Annotated in this window: 21 protein-coding genes; 4 read left to right on the top strand and 17 right to left on the bottom strand. The window is 31.3% G+C overall.

The features are described 5' to 3' along the window. Nucleotides 1-9: 9 nt before the first annotated feature. Nucleotides 10-2,982: a glycoside hydrolase family 2 TIM barrel-domain containing protein gene (locus tag MHZ36_RS06345; RefSeq protein WP_343237201.1), complete on the bottom strand. Its 2,973-nt coding sequence runs from the start codon at nt 2,980-2,982 to the stop codon at nt 10-12. Further along, nucleotides 2,963-4,384, bottom strand: coding sequence for a melibiose:sodium transporter MelB (gene melB / locus MHZ36_RS06340; RefSeq protein ID WP_239230379.1), 1,422 nt, complete (start codon nt 4,382-4,384; stop codon nt 2,963-2,965). The genes MHZ36_RS06345 and melB overlap by 20 nt, the downstream gene beginning before the upstream one ends. Nucleotides 4,385-4,573: 189 nt before the next feature. Here melB and MHZ36_RS06335 point away from each other — a divergent pair, with 189 nt between their 5' ends. Continuing rightward, the gene (locus MHZ36_RS06335) at nt 4,574-5,404 is read left to right on the top strand and encodes an AraC family transcriptional regulator (RefSeq protein WP_239230377.1); all 831 of its coding nucleotides are present in this window, start codon (nt 4,574-4,576) and stop codon (nt 5,402-5,404) included. A 133-nt stretch (nt 5,405-5,537) separates the two neighbouring features. Here MHZ36_RS06335 and MHZ36_RS06330 read toward each other — a convergent pair whose 3' ends face one another. The 9 genes from MHZ36_RS06330 to MHZ36_RS06290 all read right to left on the bottom strand — a co-directional run bounded on the left by MHZ36_RS06330 (nt 5,538) and on the right by MHZ36_RS06290 (nt 12,385). Next, nucleotides 5,538-6,575, bottom strand: coding sequence for a 2,3-butanediol dehydrogenase (locus tag MHZ36_RS06330; RefSeq protein WP_239230375.1), 1,038 nt, complete (start codon nt 6,573-6,575; stop codon nt 5,538-5,540). A 244-nt stretch (nt 6,576-6,819) separates the two neighbouring features. After that, a complete protein-coding gene (locus MHZ36_RS06325; RefSeq protein WP_239230373.1) occupies nt 6,820-7,125 on the bottom strand; it encodes a TM2 domain-containing protein in 306 nt (101 codons plus the stop codon). A gap of 189 nt (nt 7,126-7,314) precedes the next feature. After that, complete coding sequence (locus tag MHZ36_RS06320) at nt 7,315-7,932, bottom strand: bifunctional 4-hydroxy-2-oxoglutarate aldolase/2-dehydro-3-deoxy-phosphogluconate aldolase (protein ID WP_239230371.1); 618 nt, start codon at nt 7,930-7,932, stop codon at nt 7,315-7,317. A 44-nt stretch (nt 7,933-7,976) separates the two neighbouring features. Beyond that, nucleotides 7,977-8,519: a 6-phospho-3-hexuloisomerase gene (gene hxlB / locus MHZ36_RS06315; RefSeq protein ID WP_239230369.1), complete on the bottom strand. Its 543-nt coding sequence runs from the start codon at nt 8,517-8,519 to the stop codon at nt 7,977-7,979. Further along, nucleotides 8,516-9,142 carry an orotidine 5'-phosphate decarboxylase / HUMPS family protein gene (locus MHZ36_RS06310; protein WP_239230367.1) on the bottom strand — a complete coding sequence of 209 codons (627 nt, stop codon included), beginning with the start codon at nt 9,140-9,142 and terminating at the stop codon, nt 8,516-8,518. The genes hxlB and MHZ36_RS06310 overlap by 4 nt, the downstream gene beginning before the upstream one ends. Beyond that, nucleotides 9,139-10,098, bottom strand: a complete 960-nt coding sequence (locus MHZ36_RS06305; RefSeq protein WP_239230366.1) for a sugar kinase — start codon at nt 10,096-10,098, stop codon at nt 9,139-9,141. Before MHZ36_RS06305 ends, MHZ36_RS06310 begins: the two co-directional genes overlap by 4 nt. Nucleotides 10,099-10,111: 13 nt before the next feature. After that, entirely contained in the window at nt 10,112-11,386 is a 1,275-nt protein-coding gene (locus tag MHZ36_RS06300; protein WP_239230364.1) for a gluconate:proton symporter, read from the bottom strand. Between the two features lie 11 nt (nt 11,387-11,397). Beyond that, entirely contained in the window at nt 11,398-11,646 is a 249-nt protein-coding gene (locus MHZ36_RS06295) for a hypothetical protein (protein ID WP_107607459.1), read from the bottom strand. Further along, nucleotides 11,636-12,385, bottom strand: coding sequence for a sugar phosphate isomerase/epimerase family protein (locus MHZ36_RS06290; protein ID WP_239230362.1), 750 nt, complete (start codon nt 12,383-12,385; stop codon nt 11,636-11,638). Before MHZ36_RS06290 ends, MHZ36_RS06295 begins: the two co-directional genes overlap by 11 nt. A gap of 166 nt (nt 12,386-12,551) precedes the next feature. Between MHZ36_RS06290 and MHZ36_RS06285 the strand changes: the two genes are divergently transcribed. Together MHZ36_RS06285 and MHZ36_RS06280 are read left to right on the top strand one after the other, a co-directional pair. Continuing rightward, nucleotides 12,552-13,547: a LacI family DNA-binding transcriptional regulator gene (locus tag MHZ36_RS06285; RefSeq protein ID WP_239230360.1), complete on the top strand. Its 996-nt coding sequence runs from the start codon at nt 12,552-12,554 to the stop codon at nt 13,545-13,547. Between the two features lie 225 nt (nt 13,548-13,772). Beyond that, nucleotides 13,773-14,618, top strand: a complete 846-nt coding sequence (locus MHZ36_RS06280; protein ID WP_239230359.1) for a hypothetical protein — start codon at nt 13,773-13,775, stop codon at nt 14,616-14,618. 243 nt (nt 14,619-14,861) lie between these two features. Here MHZ36_RS06280 and MHZ36_RS06275 read toward each other — a convergent pair whose 3' ends face one another. From MHZ36_RS06275 to MHZ36_RS06250, 6 genes are all read right to left on the bottom strand, one after another. Then, nucleotides 14,862-16,115: a PrsW family glutamic-type intramembrane protease gene (locus tag MHZ36_RS06275; RefSeq protein WP_239230358.1), complete on the bottom strand. Its 1,254-nt coding sequence runs from the start codon at nt 16,113-16,115 to the stop codon at nt 14,862-14,864. 104 nt (nt 16,116-16,219) lie between these two features. Beyond that, nucleotides 16,220-16,948, bottom strand: a complete 729-nt coding sequence (locus MHZ36_RS06270; protein ID WP_239230357.1) for a zinc ribbon domain-containing protein — start codon at nt 16,946-16,948, stop codon at nt 16,220-16,222. Nucleotides 16,949-17,180: 232 nt separating this feature from the next. Then, a complete protein-coding gene (locus MHZ36_RS06265) occupies nt 17,181-17,783 on the bottom strand; it encodes a response regulator transcription factor (RefSeq protein WP_239230356.1) in 603 nt (200 codons plus the stop codon). Further along, entirely contained in the window at nt 17,780-18,874 is a 1,095-nt protein-coding gene (locus MHZ36_RS06260; RefSeq protein WP_239230355.1) for a sensor histidine kinase, read from the bottom strand. Before MHZ36_RS06260 ends, MHZ36_RS06265 begins: the two co-directional genes overlap by 4 nt. A 2-nt stretch (nt 18,875-18,876) precedes the next feature. Then, complete coding sequence (locus tag MHZ36_RS06255; RefSeq protein ID WP_239230354.1) at nt 18,877-19,608, bottom strand: ABC transporter permease; 732 nt, start codon at nt 19,606-19,608, stop codon at nt 18,877-18,879. Further along, entirely contained in the window at nt 19,605-20,474 is an 870-nt protein-coding gene (locus MHZ36_RS06250; protein ID WP_239230353.1) for an ABC transporter ATP-binding protein, read from the bottom strand. Before MHZ36_RS06250 ends, MHZ36_RS06255 begins: the two co-directional genes overlap by 4 nt. 224 nt (nt 20,475-20,698) lie before the next feature. Between MHZ36_RS06250 and MHZ36_RS14290 the strand changes: the two genes are divergently transcribed. Further along, on the top strand, nt 20,699-20,830 hold the full coding sequence (locus MHZ36_RS14290) for a hypothetical protein (protein ID WP_275432149.1): 132 nt from the start codon (nt 20,699-20,701) through the stop codon (nt 20,828-20,830). The last annotated feature ends 149 nt before the right edge of the window (nt 20,831-20,979 follow it).

Below are 20,979 nucleotides of genomic sequence, written 5' to 3'. Positions count from 1 at the left end.
TTAGTATTGCTATTCAAATCTGATTTCAAACTTAAATCTTATCTCTTTATCATTTATTCTGTAATCTTCTTTTAGTTTTGGACCACAACTATTTGATCCAATACCACTTTGTGCATAATCAATATATAAATACGTATGCTGATCTTTTATTAATTCATCTTTATGCTTTTTATGAGTCAATTCTGCTAATGAATAGTGGCTCGCATTAAAACTAAATGGTTGATCACTCGCTACTCGTACTTTGTTGCTATTATTCTCAACTTGCATAAATGTAGTTTCATTATGACTGCCTGTTTCTTGCGGTTTTATGTGACTATCTCCATTTTCTGTAACAGTAGTGTTAAAGTAATCTAAATATGCTGCAACACCCTTATCGCTATAACTACTATATGGACCTTTACCGTAATAACATAACTGTTCAAACTCATTAGAAAGTGTTATAGCTAAGCCAAACCTTGGTAAAAATGGAGCAAGATCATCCTTTTCTAACTGATAATCAACTTTTAACAGGCCTTCGTTATTTATTGTCCAAGTCAGTGTACCCCATAGTATTGGTGGTACAACATCATTAACGACTACAATATCAAATTTAAGACTGACCTCATTCTTACTTTCTTGAATTTGGCAATCACGAACACGTGTCACAGCATCTTCGTAACCTGAATATTGCCATCTCGACACTAATTGAACATCGTTATCCGTTGGAGCACGCCAAACATTGTTTTTCGTACGTTCATTTAAGATATTGTGACCTGATTTTATCACTGAATGTAAACTACCATCCGCTTTGTTGAACGTAAAATAGCAATCACTCACAGATATGGTAATTTGTTGCTCAAGTTCTTCATAACGTATGTTACTTTGTCTATGCTTATCTAATTCAATATCTCTTCTTTTATATATAATTTGATCATATCCTAATTCAAAATGTATCGAACGAAGTGGTTCATTCTTCAATAAACTGTACTTAAAAGTGACTGTACTGATTTTATCGCAATCTGTATAATCTGATAAGTTTATCGTTTGTTCACTATGTGGTTCAAAGTTTGAAAAATGAATTACTATTTTTTCTTTGTCCCCATTTAAATTTGTCAGTATTGCTTCAACCAATAAATGATTATCAATATTTGTAAAATCTAATTGATTTCTAAATGTTACATGATTATCAATATACTTAATTACTTTCAATGGTCTATGTTCATGCTTGAATTCATAATATCCTTCATGTGGTTTACGATCTGGAGAGACAATTCCGTCCACACAAAAATTGCCATCATGCAATTTTTCGCCAAAGTCACCGCCATATCTAAATACCGCTTCACCATTTTTTATCCCGGTCTGAATCGCATGATCACACCATTCCCAAACAAAGCCACCGATAAAGCTATCATATTGTTCAACAAGTGTTTGATATGCATGTAAATCTCCCGGGGAATTACCCATGGCATGTGCATATTCACACAAGATAAACGGTTTATCTAAATGTTCGTTCCTTAAATATGTTTCCTCAATTTCTTCAGGAGAAGGATACATTCTACTAATCATATCGACATTGGATAAGTCATAATGCTTATCACAATCTCGATAATACGCCCCTTCATAATGTAATGGTCTTGTTTGATCCAATGTCTTGGCGCATTCCAATCCCTTAACCATATTAATACCAAATCCTGACTCATTTCCCATCGACCACGAAACAATTGAGCTATAGTTTTTAAGTGGAATAATGGATGCTTCAATACGTTCAATTATAGATTTTTGATATTTGGGATCGTCGGTTATGAGATTAAAATGATCATTATTATCTTCGCCATATAGTCGTACTACACCATGCGTTTCTATATCCGCTTCACTCATAACATAAAATCCATATTTATCAGTCAGTTCGTAAAACAAAGGCGATTTTGGATAATGTGCCGTTCTGATTGCATTAAAATTACCTTGTTTCATCAATTTCAAATCTTTAATATACAGTGCTTCACTCATAACATATCCCGTATTTGGATTACTGTCATGGTAATTCGTACCTCTAAATTTAATAGACTGTCCATTTACATAAAATTGATTATTTTTTATTTCTACCTGCCGTATACCAACTTTTTGACTAATCACTTCATCATCTGTAGTAAATGTTAACGTATAAAGTAATGGATTTTCAGCAGACCATAATTGTGGTGTTTCTAATACAAATTTAGAATAATTACTGACAGTTTTTTCAAATATAAGATTGCCCGTAGGATCAAATAATGATAATTTAACATCTTCTAAATGTTGTTTATCTATAAGATTCACTAACAAAGTAGCTGTATCTGAATCTTTATCAATATATGTTTCAATTTTAAAATCATTCAAACGTGACTTTGCTCTTTTTAAAATATATACATCTCTAAATATACCTGAATGTCTAAACATATCTTGATCTTCAAAGTACGTTCCATCTGAATATTTTAATACGATTATTTCAATATCGTTAACGCCATCATGTAGATATTCAGTAATATCAAATTCAGAAATAGAATGAGCAATCTGACTATATCCTACAAATTGTTGATTAATCCAAACGTAAAAAGCGCTATCTACACCTTCAAAGTTCAAATGATAATCACTATCTTTACTATATTGGTTAATTTCAAACGTGCGTTGATAACGCCCACAGGGATTGTTCTTAGGTACGTACGGTGGATCAAATGGTATTGGATATTGAGTATTTAAATATTGTAATTGATCATATCCATATAAATTCCAAACTGCTGGCACAGATAACTCCTTTTTCGTTTCATTGAATAAATGTTTTAAACAGTTATCGAACGTTTCATAATAGTCGAATTGCCAGTTACCATTCAATAAAGTAACATTCGATGTTTGATAACGAGTTTCAAGACTATATTGCACTTCGCCCTTTTGAAAAGGAATATAAAAAGCACGTCTAGGCAATTTATTTACATATTGTACCTCAAGATTTTCATGATATTGTTGTAACATCTTTAACATCCTCCTTATTCATACGTTCATTATGTTCTCTCTGACGTTTGTAATAGAGTGTTTGCTCTACATCTTTTAAGAAATCGCCTTTTAAATTAAATGCTTTATGGTATAAAAATGCAGCTAGAAAAACAAATATGACCGGTGCTACAATAATCATTATTCTCAAACCATTAATTGTAAGTGCTGTTTGTGATTCATTAGGCGTATAACCCAAGATAGTTAAACCCATTCCGACAATTAAAGCAGCGATTGCTTGCGAAGCTTTAGTTAAAAATGTATTTGTCGATGTGATAATACTTTCGTTTCTTTGACCAAACTTCACTTCGCTATAATCAATAACATCAGCTAAAGAAACTGTTGTTATCCCTGTCATAAATCCTGAACCAATCCTCAATAGACCAGCTCCAACAATGACAGGAATAGTGACTTTAGGGACAATAAATCCTGCAATCAGGATGATTACCAAACCAGAAACAATTAAAATGATTGCAGTATTAAAAGCTTTAGTTCGTCCCACCCATTTGATAAACCTTGGAAGGAATAACAAACCAGCCATTTCACATAAAATCATTGAGTTAAATATGGAAAATAAATATTCTGCATTAACCGCATATTTAAAATAATAAATAATAGAGCCATTTAAAGTTTGCATACATAAATTAAAAGTCAGTAAAACACCCATTATTGCTAGTAATTCTTTATTTTTAAATAAAATACGTCCAATATCTTTAAAGTTAACCTTAATACCTACTTGCTGCTCCATATCTTTATCTTCTGGTACTTTAATAATCGTTACAGCAATTGTAAAAATAAAAACCACACTACAAATAATTGCGAAGACAAATATACCTACAGAATCACTGCCCTTGCCAAATAAATCACCCAATTTATGAATAAAGAACAACCCAAAAGTTCCAACAGTAAATGCTGCTAAACTTGCAAAAAACCTAGGAATTACCGATACCTCTTCACGTTCCCTTGGATTATGAGTTAAATTAGGCAACCAAGACCAATATGGTATATCCATCATTGTGTAACTCATTCCCCAGGAAATATACAAAATAGATATATAAATATACATAGTACTTTGTGGTAAATCAAAATTAGTAAATAACAACACTGTGATAGCAGCATTAACTAACGTTCCAATTGTTAACCACGTTTTAAATTTACCAAAATTATTACGCGTATTATCTACAATCATCCCCATTATTGGGTCATTAATTGCATCCCAAATTCGTGCAATAAATAACATAACTCCTACAAAAGCTGGTGATAGTCCAACAATGTCCGTTATGTAAAACATTAAAAACACACTAACAATATTGAATATTGCATCTTTACCTATAGCACCAAAACCAAATGAAAATTTTTGCATACCTGTCAAATGTCTATCCATCTTATCCACCTCTATTATCCATATAATATGAAGCGCTTACATATTTCTTATGTTTATTTTACTTGTACGAAACAAATATTATGAATAGCATAATGATGATAATATATGGAAAAATGTTTCATTATTGCTTAGATTTATGGTTTTATAAACATAAGGGATATAATTCCCATGAAAACGAGGTGTACTGTTATGCAATTACTTTGGAAAAAATTCCAAAAGAAACACATTGATGCAAATTTAATTGAGTGTGGTATTGAGATTGGCGTTCCAAATGTAGGTTATCGTTACACTGTAATAAAGGATGCTGTTTTACATATCGTAACTGAGGGTGAAGGTACATTTAAATGTAGTGGTATAGAACATAAGTTAAAAAAGGGTGATATGTTTTTATTAAAGAAGGATGAAGCAGTCGAATATTATCCTTCATTTTCAAAACCTTGGACATATTACTGGCTTGGAATGAGTGGAAAACAAATTATCAATTATCTAAATCGTTGTCAAATTATTGATAACTATGTGATAGTGAATAAAGACACTTCTGACATCAAAAAAATTATTCAAACTGTTTGTGAATTATCTAAAACAATAGGATCACAAAATGCTTCAGATATTCTAATTATGCAAAACTTATATCATTTAGTTTATAAGTTACAAGAATTATTCCCTAAAACTTTCTCAACAGAAATAGAAATTATAAATGAAGATATCCAACATGCAGTAGATTTTATTAATACGAATTATAATAACAATATTATGGTTGTGGATGTTGCAAATCATGTCAATATAACACGTAGTCACCTCTTTAAACTCTTTAAGAAAAATTTAAATTGTTCTCCTAAAGATTATTTAACTTATATTCGTATGTATCATGCTTCTCAATTATTAATAAATACCAACTTGATGATTTGTGAAATTGCGTTAAAAGTAGGATATAAAGATCCTTTACTTTTCTCAAAAATTTTCACAAAACACTTTGAAATAAGCGCATCAAAATACCGTATAAACTTTTCTAACAAGTAAAGAACATAACCTACTAATTTGAAAATATTTTTACTGTTAATTAAAAACGACAATATCATAATAGATATTGTCGTTTCTTGTTAATTAAGCTATTTTATATCTCAAGTTATTTTGTTATTCACTACTAACCTTTTTAGATTTTCACTAAAATTTTTGCTTGTGATTTATCATTTACTAATTGTTCAAAACCAGACTCCACAATATCCTCTAGTTGAATTTCATCAGTAATCACATCTTTTACTTTTAAATTACCTTCATTAATCAGATCTATGGTTTGTTGGAATGTTGTAGGTGTGTATGCAATTGTTGAAGTTAACTTAACACCTGTATTCGTTAATTGCATTGGATGCCATTCAATAGGATGACCGAAAATAGATACAATGACTACTGTACCACGCGCTTTAGTCACATCAATAGAAAGTTTTAAAGTTGGTGCCACTCCGGCAACTTCAAATGCAACATCTACACCACTATCTGTGTTATTTTTAATTATTTCAACCGGATCATCTTCTCCAGAATTAATAACATGTGTTGCACCTAAATCCTTAGCCTTTGCCAATCTTTCTGGTGATAAATCGGCGACAAATATCTTGCTTGCACCAGCTGCTTTAGCCGCAACTACAGTTAACAAACCGATTGGTCCAGCACCAAAAATTGCTACCGTATCACCAAACAATACTTCACCTTCTTTGATAGCTTGTACAGCAACTGCAGTAGGCTCAACTAATGCGCCTTCTTTATCAGAGACATTATCTGGCAATTTATATACATTGTTTTCTGGTACATTGGTGAATTCTGCAAAACCACCATCAGAACCTAAGCCAACAAATGAATAACCATCATACAAATCAATATTCTCTTCTTTTTCACGGTTTGAAACAGTTGGGTTAACTACGACTCTATCACCCTTAGCAAAATTTTTAACATTTGCCCCTACTTCTTCAACAACACCGGCAAATTCATGACCTAAAGTAACTGGCGCTTTACCACCGAGGAATGGGTCTGGTTTATCTGTAGAAATAAAAATTGGACCTTCTAAATATTCATGTAAATCTGTTCCACAAATACCTGCCCAAGACACTTTAACCTTAACTTCTCCATCTTTTAATTCATTTTGAGTGCGATCTTCCACTCGAACATCTTTTTGACCATACCATACTGCAGCTTTCATCGTATTACCTCCTCATACATTATAATTTAATGGTACGCTACTATTTTTACATTTTCAATTATATAGCAATATTACAACACAAAAATTTAAATGTTTATACATTGAATATAATTTAACTATAAATAATATTTATATATCCATCTTTAATTGTAATAATAAAAAAGAAACGCTAATCATTGACCACAACAATTAACGTTTCAAAAGCTTTATATTAAAATCCACTATAATTTTGCATAACTAATCATTACTTATTTTTCATCAGTTGAACTTCTGTCGTAGCAAGGTTACGTTCTGTATGTGCATGTTCTCTAATTATACTTGGAATTAGAAATGCATCTACAATAACCCAAATAAAAGTAGGAATTCCAAAGGTCCACCAAGATGTTAGTAATGTTAATACTAACAACCCTACCGCTAATCCTGTTTTGCCTAAATAAAATCTATGAGCACCAAAACCACCTAAAAAGAACCACAATAGATATGCTACACCTGTAGATTTCGAATTATTTGCAACTCTTTGCTCAATATAAGTTTTTTCGTCAATATTCATTTACGTTGTCCCCTATTGTCTTTGATTTGTAATTGTATTTTAACACAATAAATAACCAAAAAGAACATAACTTTTATTGTTTTAATATTTTTCAAATAAATAATACATTGAAATATTACCTAGGAAATTTTATTAGTTATTAAAAAATGACCACTTCTCAAAAGTGGTCATTTTTATTTTATTTACTCATTATTTTTGCATTAGTAATTCTCGTACATATTTACTTAAACCGTTAGATCCTTCTTTATCGTAAATTTTTGTAATTTCACTACCTATTCCCATTGCAAAGCTTCCTGAATCTAACCAATCTTTTGCGTTAGCTATACCTATACCACCTGTTGGGATAAAGTCTAATTGAGGTAACGGGCCTTGAAAGTCTTTAATCGCTTTGGAGTTATATTGATTCGCAGGAAACAACTTAATGATATTGCATCCGTATTGACTCGCATTCATCATTTCTGTCACAGTCATGCATCCTGGAATATAAGGCACGTCATAACTGTTTGCTATTTTAGCTGAATTCTTATCAAATCCCGGACTTACGATAAATGATGCCCCCGCTTCGATAGCAGACTTTGCCGATTCGCTATCTAATATAGTACCTGCCCCAACAACGGCATGCTTATATTGAGATAATTCTCTTATAATTTCATTGGAGTGTGGTGTTGTTGCAGTTACTTCAATTGTTTTTAATCCATTTTCTATTAAAATTTGAGCAATATCAATGAATTTTTGTTTATCTGTAGTTCTATAAACTGCGATAAATTGGTTACGTTCTATTTCAGTTAATACTTTGCGTGATTTCAATTTATAGCACCTACTAACTTCAATTTTGATTTTTTATGATTAACCTATTCAACATTTGTATGCTGTGCATTAGCACTCTGATTTGTTGTTTCATCACGTTCTGCTAATTTTTGGTTTAACACGTCTAAAGTGATGTGTACGGTTTGGTCAAATAAAGATGATAATAGCTGTGTTGATTTCACTCCTGTATTGACTTTAGTTGCTCCTGGAACGATTATTGACGTATCTGCAATTTGCGCCAATTTGGAATCAGCATCACTCGTTAATGCAATGACACTAAGACCTAATTTTTTCACTTTTTCTGTTTGTGTCACAATGCTTTCGGTTGTCCCTGAGCCAGATATCGCGATCCATATATCTCCTGCTTGAACGGAAGGTGTAATCGTTTCACCAACTACATAACTTTGATAACCGATATGCATTAATCTCATCGCAAATCCCTTGCCTTGAAAGCCACTTCTTCCCGCACCAACAACAAATATTCTCTTATCCTTTGTTAAATTTTCGACCACATTATCTATTTCATTTTCATCTACTAAATTCATCACTTCTTGAATTTCATTCATAACTGTAGTAATCGTACTCATACTTTTAATACCTCCATAAATTTTTTTGCTGTCTCAATAATATTTTCTGATTTAATGATTTTAGATCCAACGACAACAGCTTCAACAACTCCTTGTAACGCTAATTCTTCTGTTGTGTCATAATCTATGCCACCCGCTATTGCTATATGTTCAATATGTTCATGTAATTTTTGAAATTCTGCTATTTCAGTTACTGCCTGTACTGTTTCATTTGTATCCACTGAATGGTGTAACAGATATATTGCTTCTGAAAAGTTATCAATTTCTGCAATTTGTTCATGATTCAAATTAAGTAAATCAATCATCATTGTGCCACCGTGTTGTTGAGCCACTTCATAACAAGCCGATAATGTTTGAACACTTGCTGCCCCCATTACGGTCACAATATCAGCACCATGTTTGAATGCTTGTTTAAACTCATAAGCACCTTCATCAATTGTTTTACTATCAACTAACAACTGACTTTTTAGTGTTACTGCCTTTATTTTTTCAATAGCTTTATTTCCATAATCTTTAATTAGCGACGTCCCAATTTCTATAATGTCGACATTACCATCCAATTTTAAAGCTAGATTAATCGCTTCTTCTAATGAAATACGATCTAATGCAACTTGTAGTTTCATGATTCATACTCCTTTTCTATTGCATCCAGCTTAGATCTGTCTGGATAGCCATCATTATCACCAGAGGATTGTACCGCAAGTGCTCCAATTATATTGCCTCTTGCTACTGTGGACTTGATATCGATACCTTCCAGCAATCCAGTAATAACACCTACCGCAAATCCATCGCCAGCACCTACCGTATCTACAACTTGTTCAACTCTCTGTCCAGCAATTGTCATTCCCACCGTATTGCCTTTTTGCTTTATATAAGCACCTGCTTCACCTAATTTTACAATTACCGTACTCGTTATTTCACTTTGCTTTAGATAAAAGTCAGCAATCACTTCTGGATCTTCACTACCAACAAGTATTTTGCCTTCACTAATACCTGGTAAAATAATATCTGCATGTTTTGCTAAATCATTAATGGTTTCTCTCATTTCTTCTTCAGAATTCCATAACTGCGGACGCAAGTTTGGATCAAACGTTGAAGTGATCTGATTCTGTTTAATCATTTCGATTAATCTATTAAACGCCGATAATGATTCAGATGAAATAGCTGGGAAAATTCCAGATAAATGCACAAGTTCTATTTCCGACCAATCAATTTCACTTAATATGTCTTCATTAATATGAGATGCAGCAGAGCCCTTTCTAAAATAATAAATATCCGGATCTCCCTCACTCACTCGATTTTTTAATTGATATGCTGTCCAAAAGGCATCTGTCTTTTCAATATAATCTGTCCCTATATTATTTTTAGATAATTCCTTTTCAATAAATCCACCAAATGGATCGTCGCCTAATCTTGTCACATATTGGGTACTATGACCTAAGCGCGATACACCTACTGCTACATTTACTTCTGCACCTGCTAAATATTTAGTGAATTTTTGTGCTTCTTCTAAACTTTTATCTTGCTCATCCGACCCAAACAATGCAATTGGTTCTCCTATAGTTAAAAATTTACTCATCTGCACTCTCTCCTTATAGAATAAAATATGCTAAGAACAAGTTAATCGCCGTTGCCATCCAAATCCATGGCAAACCAGTAATTAAGAATGTTTTCGTATCTAACTCATTATATTGAACAGCCCATAAATTCCATGATTGTGTGATACATGCTGATATACCGACCATAGATGGTACAACGAGTAAGCCATATAAAAAGTATTGGTCAAATAATCCAGTACTCACAAAAATACTTGCCGTCGCTGCACCTGCACCATATAAGAATAGCGGTCCTCTAAAATACGCTAATGGCGCTAGGAAAATCATAATTACTGTTAACAATAATGTATTATCAGGAATAATATGCTTAAACACCTCGTTAAAGTCAGCCATTGCATGAACTGCTGCTGCTTGGAACATGTTTAACACAAATAACATAATAATAAGGCCAGCTATATCACTGATTGCGTTATACGCTGTATTATTAATCATTTTGATTAAACCAGTATATGTTCGCATATTTCCAGTCGCTAGTAAGGCAATTATTATTGATAAAAATAATGCTGGAACTGCATCCCAACCTAAAATGATATTTAGTGCTACAGGTAAAATCGGCAATATGTATGTCCAAGGTGAAACTTCTCTAACTTCTGTATTTTCATCTTCATCCACAACTAATTTCGATTTACCATTTTGAATTTTTTTACGATTAAACAATATAAATGCTATTGTTATTGCCATTTGTACTAACATTGCCGTAAAACCAAATTTTTGATATCTTAATCCCCATTCAATTTTCGGGAAAAATACTTGGAATTGTACAAACAATACATTATTGATATACATTGCCGCACCAATCGATAACGTAAAGACTAAAACAGCGATATGCTTGGGAACACCTATGGAATACATAATTGGAAAAATAATCACACCAATCGCAATCGCTGAACCAACGCCATAAGAACTTGAGAAAATTAATGCAAGTACACAAGCTATAAGAATGGTAGCTAGCACAGGATAACGATTACCCACTGTTTGTGTCCGTCTACTGATACTACCAGCTATACCAGTATCAACTAATACACGACCAAACCAAGAACCAAATATAATATTCACAATGGTACTTCCGTACTTAAGTACAGGTTCTGTATATATTTCTTTAATTGCTACATCCAATGGTACTAAACCAATAATTGTCCATAATATGGCCATTATTAAAAATCCTAAAGTTAAATTCCCGCCTCGCATGACAAAAATGACAAACAAAATAAATGTTAATAATAGTAATATGCCAGTGATTGCTGCACCCATAACCTCACCACCTAATATTTGTTTAACTCACTTAAAATTCTTTGATACGTTGATACATTTTTCTTTTTCTTCTCCTCATAGAAAAATGAATTTTCAAGATTATTGAAATCTAATGCAACATAATAAGCAGTTAAATATGCAGCTAATGCTTCTTTTGCTGACTTCTGTATATCTTCAGAACCATGCGTATCACGCTGTATGGATTCCATAAATTTATAAGCAAACTTTTCAGCATCTACATTTGTTTTTCTATTTTCCATAACCTAACACCTCAATTGATTGTTTATCTGTTAAAATATTTTCTTTAACGTTCGACGGATATTCTAGTGCAACTGGCACGTCTTTAGGTAACAGTGACATTACTTTACGCCAATCAATTTCCCCTTGTTCCAGAGCAGTCGCTTGTAGTCCCTCTTCAACTCGTGCAACATTTTTCAAATGAATATAGCTTACATAATCTTTTAACTTTTCCGCACCAGTAATCTCACTTTCTCCGACATATTTAAAGTTTCCTAAATCATATGTGTAACCAATTTTGATTTCTGCTTGTTTTGCTTCAGTTAAAAAATTTAAAATGTTGTGAATTGTTCCAGATTGCATAGTTTGATCATTTTCAACCGTAAAAGTAAATGTTTGATTATTAATTAAACTCAGATTCTGCAATTGTGCGCTATTCTGGTAATTTCCAATTGTCATCTTCACATGTGTTGCTCGAAGTTTATTTGCTTCTGCAAAGTATCTTGAAATATTTGGATTAATCTCACCATTTTCTAAAAAGATTACATCTGGAACACTGTACAGAATTGTTATATTTTGTTTTGTAGAAAAGTCGGCAATTGCTGCAATTTCACTATCAATATTCTTAAAATATTCTCTTCGTACTTCGATGCTGTTAAATCCCAAATCAACTATATAGTCGAATAGTTCCAATTGCGTTAAACCTGACTCAATCTGCGTTTGAGCAACTAACGTGTTAAAAACCAATTCATTATTTTTCATATCCTCATCCCTTTGTCAGTTATTTGGTAAACCGGTTTTCTAAACTTGTGTATTATAGTAAACCGGTTTACCATAAATGTCAACGCTTACATTTAGTTATTTATAAATAACAATGTTAAACTTTGGTATGATTAGAAGAGATTCCATTGGAAGGATTGAACGTAAAATGGAGAAAAAAACAACAATTTCAGATGTCGCAACATATGTCGGTGTATCTAAATCCACCGTATCTCAGTATATTAATGGCAACCATCAAAAAATGTCAGTCGATACACGTAAAAAGATAAAACATGCTATTGAAAAATTAAATTATAGACCCAGTAAACAGGCACAATTTTTAACAACACGAAAGAGCAATTTAATCGGTGTCGTTGTGGCTGATATATCCAATATGTATTCTTCATTATTACTAAAAGGTATTAGCCAATATTTCGAACATACGAATTACCATTTAATTATTGTTGAAGCAGCTAACTCAGAAATTAAAGAACAAAAAATATTACAGAAACTTGTGGACCAAAATGTAGAAGGTATTATTATTCAACCTTCGAATGATAATCCATCAAACTATCAATTTATCGCAAATAATCAAATCCCTATGATATTAGTAGACCGTGAAATTGAGGATAGTCCTTGGTTGTCCGTTACAACAGATAATGAAGCTATTGTGACAAAACTGATGCACTCAATTATTGAAAAACACTACAAAAATATCATTGTTATTTCCCAACCTATCCATCGTGTCAACACAAGAGAAAAGCGTTACAACACGATTGTCGATATAGCGAAATCAAACAATCTCAACGTTGACTTAATTGAAGTGAATGACGCACATCACATAAATATTCAACAAGTGAGAAATCTTATTCAAACGGGAAAAACTGCAATATTTGCACTGAATGGTACTGTTCTATTAGATACAATTAAATTAATAAACGACAATAAATTAAACATTCCAAATGATATCGGCATCACAGGATTCGATGATTTTAATGTGACGGAAATGATTAGCCCTGGTATTACGAGCATCAACCAGCCATCTAAATTAATAGGAGAAACCGTAGCCGCATCCCTCAATCAAATTTTAAACGGAAAACCATTAGAGAAAATCGATATGCCAAACATTATTAAATCTGAAATTCATTGGAGAAACTCATTGTAAAAACGGAAAACTAAATTATTTTCCAGGAAATGTCTTAATTATAACTACAATATGCGATAAAGCACCTACACAAAGTTTTCTTGTGTAGGTGTTTGTTATATTCTCCCACCACAAATCCAAGCTATTGTTTTATTTTTCGAATATATTCATATATATAAGATTTCGCACAACTATTTGTGTATAATAAATAAGTGAATAGTTCAAATAAATAAGGAGGACAAATTTGTGAAACTAAAATATTTGGCAATAGGTTCAATTGCTGCTTCATTAATATTATCTGCCTGTGATATCAATATTAATATGGGGTCTGATGATGATTCTAAAAGCGCAAACAAGCAAAATCAGAAAAGTGGTCATACTAAGAATAATGATCATAACCAGTCATCAAATACTAATAGTAATGAAAGTACAAATTCTCCACAACATTTTGCAAAAGTATGGGTGTCCGTACTTGAAAATGAAGGTGGCAGTGTAGATGCTTCAAAAACTAAAATTGAACATAAAGATGTATCGGGTGAGGTATTAAACCCTTACAACGAAAGTGCTTCTGCTACATATCCAAATGGTACACAAGCATTATATGGTTCACCAACTGCTGCTGGACAAGTTATTTATAAAGATAACAACGATGGTACTGTTGATGTTTACAATGTACCGAGTCATTTCCAAGATAAGCGTTGGGATGAGGATGATTATTCCCAAAGTGAATCTAACCGTATATTAAATAATCCTAAAACTGTAAAACTCCAAGATCTATCTCAAAATGAAATAAATGCGTGGACAAGTGTTATTTCAGAGTCTAATAGTTCTAGTGAAAGTAGCAGTTCAGATGACAGTAGTAACGATAGTGATAGCGGAAGTGTAACTAGAGAAAATGTAATTGATAAGGTTGAAGATTACGAAGGACATACTTTAGATACTTCAGAATATACCTACAAAGAACCGGAACAACAAGATAATGGCGACTGGGGATTCTCATTCACTGATAAAGATGGAGAACTTGCAGGTTCTTATATTATCGATTCAGATGGTGACGTAACTAAATATGATGAAAATGGCGATCCAGAATAATATTTTTTAAATCACTATAATCTTTAATTTCAGTATTCGGGGACATAAATCATAGAAAAGTAACCAGTATATGTGTTGTTATCTATATGCACCTTTCAACGTAGTCATTTAAAAAATAAAATTTTTAAGGGAGTTAACACCCGAAAGAGTAGTATTAGTGAGAGCATATAGGTTCGACACATATTCACAGATAAGCATACACATTCAAAAGATTTTAATAATAAAGAGAGCTAATCTAATAGATTAGCTCTCTTTAACTTTATTTTGTAAGACATTTACTTGATCCAATCCCGCCTTCATCAATATGAAGATAAAAGTCCACACTATTACTATTAATACTATATATTTTAAAATGCCTGTTTCTTCGAATGAGAATGACGTATCCCAAATGGCATGCAATATAATGGAAGTAAAGTAAAAAAATAAAAACCTTTTATCTATTACATTACTAAATACAAAATTTTTGTCTTCTTTCGCTATTACAATTGCTGCACCAACAATCGCAGACCAAACTAAATGTCCTCCTATTGCTGTCCAACCTCGAAGAAAAACCATATGAATCATTTCATTTTCAACATCTGAAGAAAACTCCAATATGTATCCAGCAGATTCAAATACAGCAAATCCTGCACCAATAGCGCCACCAATTAATAAACCATTTAATATCTTGTTTGTCTTATATTTGTTTATAAAATATATAATGATTAATGCTTTTCCTGTCTCTTCAACGAGACCAACTAAAATTGCATCCGTTACGGTCATTGTACCAAATAAATAATAATCATCACTAAAAGATATAAATTGATATAAAATCATAGTACTTATCAATGAAAATACACCACCGATAAAGAACATCTTCAATACTTCAAATAAACTAATATTCTTGAAAGCATTAGATTCAAAAAAGAAAAATAACGCTGCAAAAGTAATTGAAAAAGCTAAGAATACCCTGGAAAATACCCACGGCTTACCCCATTCTTGGGATACTTCATTTAAATCAGGTGTCGTAGATTTCGTACCAGCTATAAATACTTCATCTGATTCATCTTTTGTATGAGATTTAAATACTTCAGAAAACATGTCTTTCAAATTCAATTTTAAACTTTCTTCACTACCTGCTAATTTTCCTATCGACTTTGTAGTATTATTAAATAAATTTTTAGCTTCAGATTTTAAATCAATTTCATCGACAGACTTCTTCTCTAATGACTTGGCTGTACCATCTGTATATATTTTTGAATCGTTTTTATCAATTTTCTCAAAATCATATGCTATTTCTGAATTACTAACATTATCTTTGATTTGATTTTGCTCTAATGATTGCCCACAGGACATACAAAATTTATCTTGCTTCCCCACTTCCGATTTACATTTTGGACATTGATTAACAAAATTTTCATCACTTTGTTTTTTATTATTGTGTACTAATTGATGACCGCAACTATTACAAAAGTTATCTTTTTCACTGACAATACTGCCACATTTTCCACATTTCATTTAGTTACCCTTCTCCCTAACAAATCATAAAACAATACTACTTTCTGGCACTTCATAATTAAAAATTGACAATCATTTAAAGTTAATAGCTACTCTATATTCATCTAATTTCTATCCATCTGATAGCCATTTTCAATAGACTGAATCTCACCATCTTTTACATTTATAAAAATTGTGAAACCATTATCAGTATTGTCATCATATATTAATTGATCTTTAGATTGCATCGTTGGTTCACCATGGAATTGTTTGAAAGCATTTACTGAAATATCTTCAGGTAAGACATAAACACTAGAAACCGTATTATCGCTGTCATAAACAACACCTATATCTCCATATTTTTCTACTTCACCAAAGTCCATACTTTCAACATTCTCAGGTTCTCCAAATTCTTCCTTTATATCATTCTTCGACATTCCAACATTAAATCTATCATATCCATCAGTATTGTCACTTTTCATAAAATCAGAACTAAATTGATCTGATAATACATTTATAGAAATCCTTTGATTGTTCGCATTACTCTCTGAACTATCTCCATTATTTATATTAATATTTAAATTTTTAAAAAGAAAATAACTACCTACAATTAATGCTCCAAGCAATATAATTGCTACAATGATAGATAATACGATAACAACAACATTAGACTTATTTTTATCTTCTTTTAAGTAATAATGACCCTTTTCTCTATTTGAAAAAGAACCACTGTTATCATTTGGTCTACTATTATTTTGATTTGTATCAACATCACCGCTTACTTTTTTCCCACATTTATTACAAAACACTTGATCATTCTCTACTTTATTTCCACAATTCGAACAATATTTCATATGTATATTCCCTCCTCATTTGTAATTTCCTATTTTTGTTAAATCAAATATTCCAACACCATCAAATAACTATCATTATCATCAATTTAAAAAGACCATTAATATTTTAATACTAACACAAGAAAATTACTACATTATTTTTTAATAAATTTATTAAGCATAGCAAAACTAACCAAAAAAATAAAAACTGTACATAGTTAGATGTACAGTTTTCAAATCATTCTATATTTAATTATATCCAACCTTTATCAATTGCTTTTTTCCAAGCATCAAAGCGATTTTCAGCCATTAATTTCTCAATAATGATAGAAGTATAATTTCGAACCGTTCCATTTGATAGATACAGTTTCGTTGCGATTTCTTTGCTACTAAGACCCTCACCAATCTCTCGTAATACAATTTGCTCTTTATGTGTCAGTGGATTAGAATCTGAAAATAGTGAAGTCATGAGTGATGTACTATATTCTTTTTCCCCTGCGACTACTTTATGGATAGTCGATGCTAAATCTTCAATTGAGCGCTCCTTTAATACATATGCATCAACATCATTTGCTACAGCTCTTTCAAAATAACCGGGTCGTTTAAAAGTCGTTACAATTATTACTTTAGTATCAATTTGTCTTTCTCTAATCTCCGCCAATACTTCTAACCCTGTCATTTGAGGCATTTCCACATCTAGTATAATAACATCTGGCACTTCATCTTTAACATATTCCATAACAGCTTTACCATTATCAACATCGGCCAATACGTTTAAACCATCATTTAAATTGAGTAATTGAACCATAGCCTCTCTGAGCATTAATTGATCTTCTGCAATTACAATTGATATCACTTTATATCACCCCTAGGAATTTCTATCAATAGTGTCGTGCCATTGTTGGAGTGAAATTCTAAATTACCATTCAAATAATTCACTCTTTCCTCGATACTCTGCAACTTTTGTACTTTTCCTTTATCTATGCCAACCCCATTATCATGAATCGTCATTTTCAATGTATCTTGTTCCTCTTGCAATTCGCCAACAACTTCAGTCGCTTGTGCATGTTTTATAATATTATTGATTGCCTCTCTCAAAATCATGGAAAGTATCGATTGTTTTGCTGGATTGAGTGATTTTGCTCCACCTTTATTATGAAAAACAAATTTTAAGTTAGCATTATTTAAAATCGTTTCTACTGATTTGACTTCTTCCTCAAAAGTTTGCACTTTCAAATCTTCAACAATACTTCTTACTTTTTCCAAAGCATCTCTAGATAATTCAGTAACAGATGTCATTTCTTTTTTAGCCGCTTCCACATCTTTATCTATCAGTTTCTCCGCTAATTCTGATTTTAAGGTTATACTCGCAAATACGTGTCCTAACGTGTCATGTAAGTCTTGCCCGATACGATTACGTTCTTGTTCAGCGATTAAAACATTAATATATTTATTCTTTTCTTCTAATTCTTCTCTAACTTTCCGATCTGCTTTCGCTTTAAAATTACCTAAAGTAACAATTAAAATGACTAAGTAGAATACAAATAATAAGATAACCATAGTTGGTATTACATAGTAAGTTATTACTAAACTACTCACCATTGTGGCTATAAAAGTGTAGAATTCTTTAGATTTCACAGATACTTCCATCATAAACGGTAAAGCAAATGCACTAAAAAAGAAGAATAAACTGTTCATCGGATTAACACTATATACAAAATACATAATTCCTAGATAATGGATAATTAACATGATATATATACTATTTCTATTTAATTTGTGATGACACAGCACTAAAATCAAATAAGTAATACTAAATATTAATAGCACACCTATATAAACTACTTGAAATCCTCTTTTTTCATCAAATATTGATAGAATAGGAAATAGTAAATAAATCAATGTAGATATTTCACTTAGACGTATCCCCCAACCTCTTTTTTTCATAGTTATTCCACATCTCTTTTTTTATTAATATATAATGCTATGCACAGAAAAATTATACTATAGATAATCAATACACTGAAAGATTCAACGTTAACACCTTTTCCCTTACCTAAGTCATATGCAATTAATTTCAAATGATATGTTGGTGTTTTAGTTGAAATATGTTGTAACCACTCTGGAAACGTATTGACTGGAAACCATAAACCACCTACTATTGCTAGGCTTAAATTAAGTAAATTCGCAAAGCTACTGGCTTTTTGGGTATCTTTAAACTGTGCTATAACTAAACCAATAGTTAAAAATAGACTTGCACCAAGCCATAATATTAATCCCGATAATATCCAGTGTTGTATGCTCATCGTGACATTTTTATAAAAATGTCCCACCATAAAAATAACCATTATAGCTAAAGCGAATTGAATCATAGCTCGTAATATTTTAACTATAAAATATTTAGTGGTAGTTAATGGAGTGGACATTAAATGTTTAAACCAACCATTTGATCTCTCCTCTATCATATCTAAAGGAAAAGACATTAAACAAAAGCTCATTAAACTGAAAACTGTCATGCTATACATATATTCTTTATAAAATTTCTGTGCTTCTGATGATGGTAAATCTAATAAGGAAGTAAATAATAAATAAAATGCTACTGGCAAAAATATCGACATGATTAAATACAACTTCTTACGAAACAATACTTTTATTTCAGTCTGTAGATACGCTAACATCATAATTCAATCACTCCATCTTTATTATTAAACATAACATCCAATAGTGACGATTTATGAATTTCAATATCATTTAAATTAACATTTTCACCTATTAAATAATGGATTATTTTATCCACTTCCTTTGTTTCAATTTTATAGTAATGACCATTTGTTATGATTTGACATTCATGCTCTACATTTTCTAATGCTTTATGATAATGGTTTGGTATGTTGATTATTGAATGACTACCATTCTTTCTTATATTTTCTGGAGTATCACTAATTTGAATAATACCTTTGTCCAGTAATACCACATGATCTGCCATTCTCTCTACTTCTTCTATATAATGAGAGGTATATAAAATCGTCATACCTTTACTTTTTAAATCTGCAATAACATCCCAAAAATGTTCACGAGTTTCTATATCCATTGCTGCTGTTGGTTCATCCATAATCAAAAAATCTGGTCTACCAACTAAAGTTAATGCAAAGTCTAAAAGACGTTTCTGCCCTCCAGATAAACTATCCGCCATTTGATCTAATTGTCGTTCATCAAATTGTGTAATTTCTTGAAATTTCGCGATTGAAATTACTTTTTTATAAAAAGACTGATGCAGTTTAAACAACTCTCTTACTTTTAACATCTTTGGAAATTGTGATTTTTGGAAAAGTATCGCCATACGTTCTGGATTTAATAAATTATATTCATCTCTTATTTTTCCAGTATCTAGCTGTTTGTTACCTACGATAATATCAAGTAATGTAGATTTTCCAGCACCATTTTTACCTATAAAAGCTGTACAAATACCTTTTTGTATATTAAACGTTATATCACTTAATACTATATGCTCTCCAAAGCGTTTAGATATATTTTCAACATATATCATACATAATCATCCTTTCTTAATTCGCTTTAACTTTATCAAGATTAACGTTTATATATTAGTCCCATATGTCATTAGTTAAATGTGACATTTGTCATATTTGGTTTATATTATAGATAATCAAAAAGACTAACTTTAAAAACTTTAATTTAATTTTTAATATAAAATGTTTAACTTCTTTTAAAAGTGGAAACACATTAGTATAACTTTTAAAGGAGGCATTTATAATGAGTAAATTTGATGAATTCAAAGATCAAGCGAAAGATAAAGCCGAAGAGGTTAAAAATGACGATGAGAAAAAAGAACAATTAAAAGATCAAGCATCTGATAAAGCGAAAGATTTAAAAGATAAATTTTAAGATATAAATACAATTAAGCTAGTGATGGAAACATTCATCACTAGCTTTTTTATATGTCTTAACTTATATATTTTTCTACATTATAGTCTAAAATTATAAACAATTAGATTATTTATATTGATTTACTTTATATCATATTTAGGCAAATC

Source organism: Staphylococcus sp. ACRSN, assembly GCF_022346615.1.
GTDB lineage: Bacteria > Bacillota > Bacilli > Staphylococcales > Staphylococcaceae > Staphylococcus.
Note: the sequence above shows the minus strand (reverse complement) of the source record. Positions and strands in the feature narration are given on the sequence as shown.

Coding starts and splice junctions, on each gene's coding strand:
- MHZ36_RS06335 (WP_239230377.1), top strand. CDS start 4,574: ATGCAATTACTTTGGAAAAAATTCCAAAAGAAACACATTGATGCAAAT.
- MHZ36_RS06345 (WP_343237201.1), bottom strand. CDS start 2,982: ATGTTACAACAATATCATGAAAATCTTGAGGTACAATATGTAAATAAA.
- MHZ36_RS06260 (WP_239230355.1), bottom strand. CDS start 18,874: ATGAAAAAAAGAGGTTGGGGGATACGTCTAAGTGAAATATCTACATTG.
- melB (WP_239230379.1), bottom strand. CDS start 4,384: ATGGATAGACATTTGACAGGTATGCAAAAATTTTCATTTGGTTTTGGT.
- MHZ36_RS06270 (WP_239230357.1), bottom strand. CDS start 16,948: ATGAAATATTGTTCGAATTGTGGAAATAAAGTAGAGAATGATCAAGTG.
- MHZ36_RS06275 (WP_239230358.1), bottom strand. CDS start 16,115: ATGAAATGTGGAAAATGTGGCAGTATTGTCAGTGAAAAAGATAACTTT.
- MHZ36_RS06290 (WP_239230362.1), bottom strand. CDS start 12,385: ATGAAAAATAATGAATTGGTTTTTAACACGTTAGTTGCTCAAACGCAG.
- MHZ36_RS06300 (WP_239230364.1), bottom strand. CDS start 11,386: ATGGGTGCAGCAATCACTGGCATATTACTATTATTAACATTTATTTTG.
- MHZ36_RS06330 (WP_239230375.1), bottom strand. CDS start 6,575: ATGAAAGCTGCAGTATGGTATGGTCAAAAAGATGTTCGAGTGGAAGAT.
- MHZ36_RS06305 (WP_239230366.1), bottom strand. CDS start 10,098: ATGAGTAAATTTTTAACTATAGGAGAACCAATTGCATTGTTTGGGTCG.
- hxlB (WP_239230369.1), bottom strand. CDS start 8,519: ATGAGTACGATTACTACAGTTATGAATGAAATTCAAGAAGTGATGAAT.
- MHZ36_RS06295 (WP_107607459.1), bottom strand. CDS start 11,646: ATGGAAAATAGAAAAACAAATGTAGATGCTGAAAAGTTTGCTTATAAA.
- MHZ36_RS06250 (WP_239230353.1), bottom strand. CDS start 20,474: ATGATATATGTTGAAAATATATCTAAACGCTTTGGAGAGCATATAGTA.
- MHZ36_RS06325 (WP_239230373.1), bottom strand. CDS start 7,125: ATGAATATTGACGAAAAAACTTATATTGAGCAAAGAGTTGCAAATAAT.
- MHZ36_RS06255 (WP_239230354.1), bottom strand. CDS start 19,608: ATGATGTTAGCGTATCTACAGACTGAAATAAAAGTATTGTTTCGTAAG.
- MHZ36_RS06285 (WP_239230360.1), top strand. CDS start 12,552: ATGGAGAAAAAAACAACAATTTCAGATGTCGCAACATATGTCGGTGTA.
- MHZ36_RS14290 (WP_275432149.1), top strand. CDS start 20,699: ATGAGTAAATTTGATGAATTCAAAGATCAAGCGAAAGATAAAGCCGAA.
- MHZ36_RS06310 (WP_239230367.1), bottom strand. CDS start 9,142: ATGAAACTACAAGTTGCATTAGATCGTATTTCATTAGAAGAAGCGATT.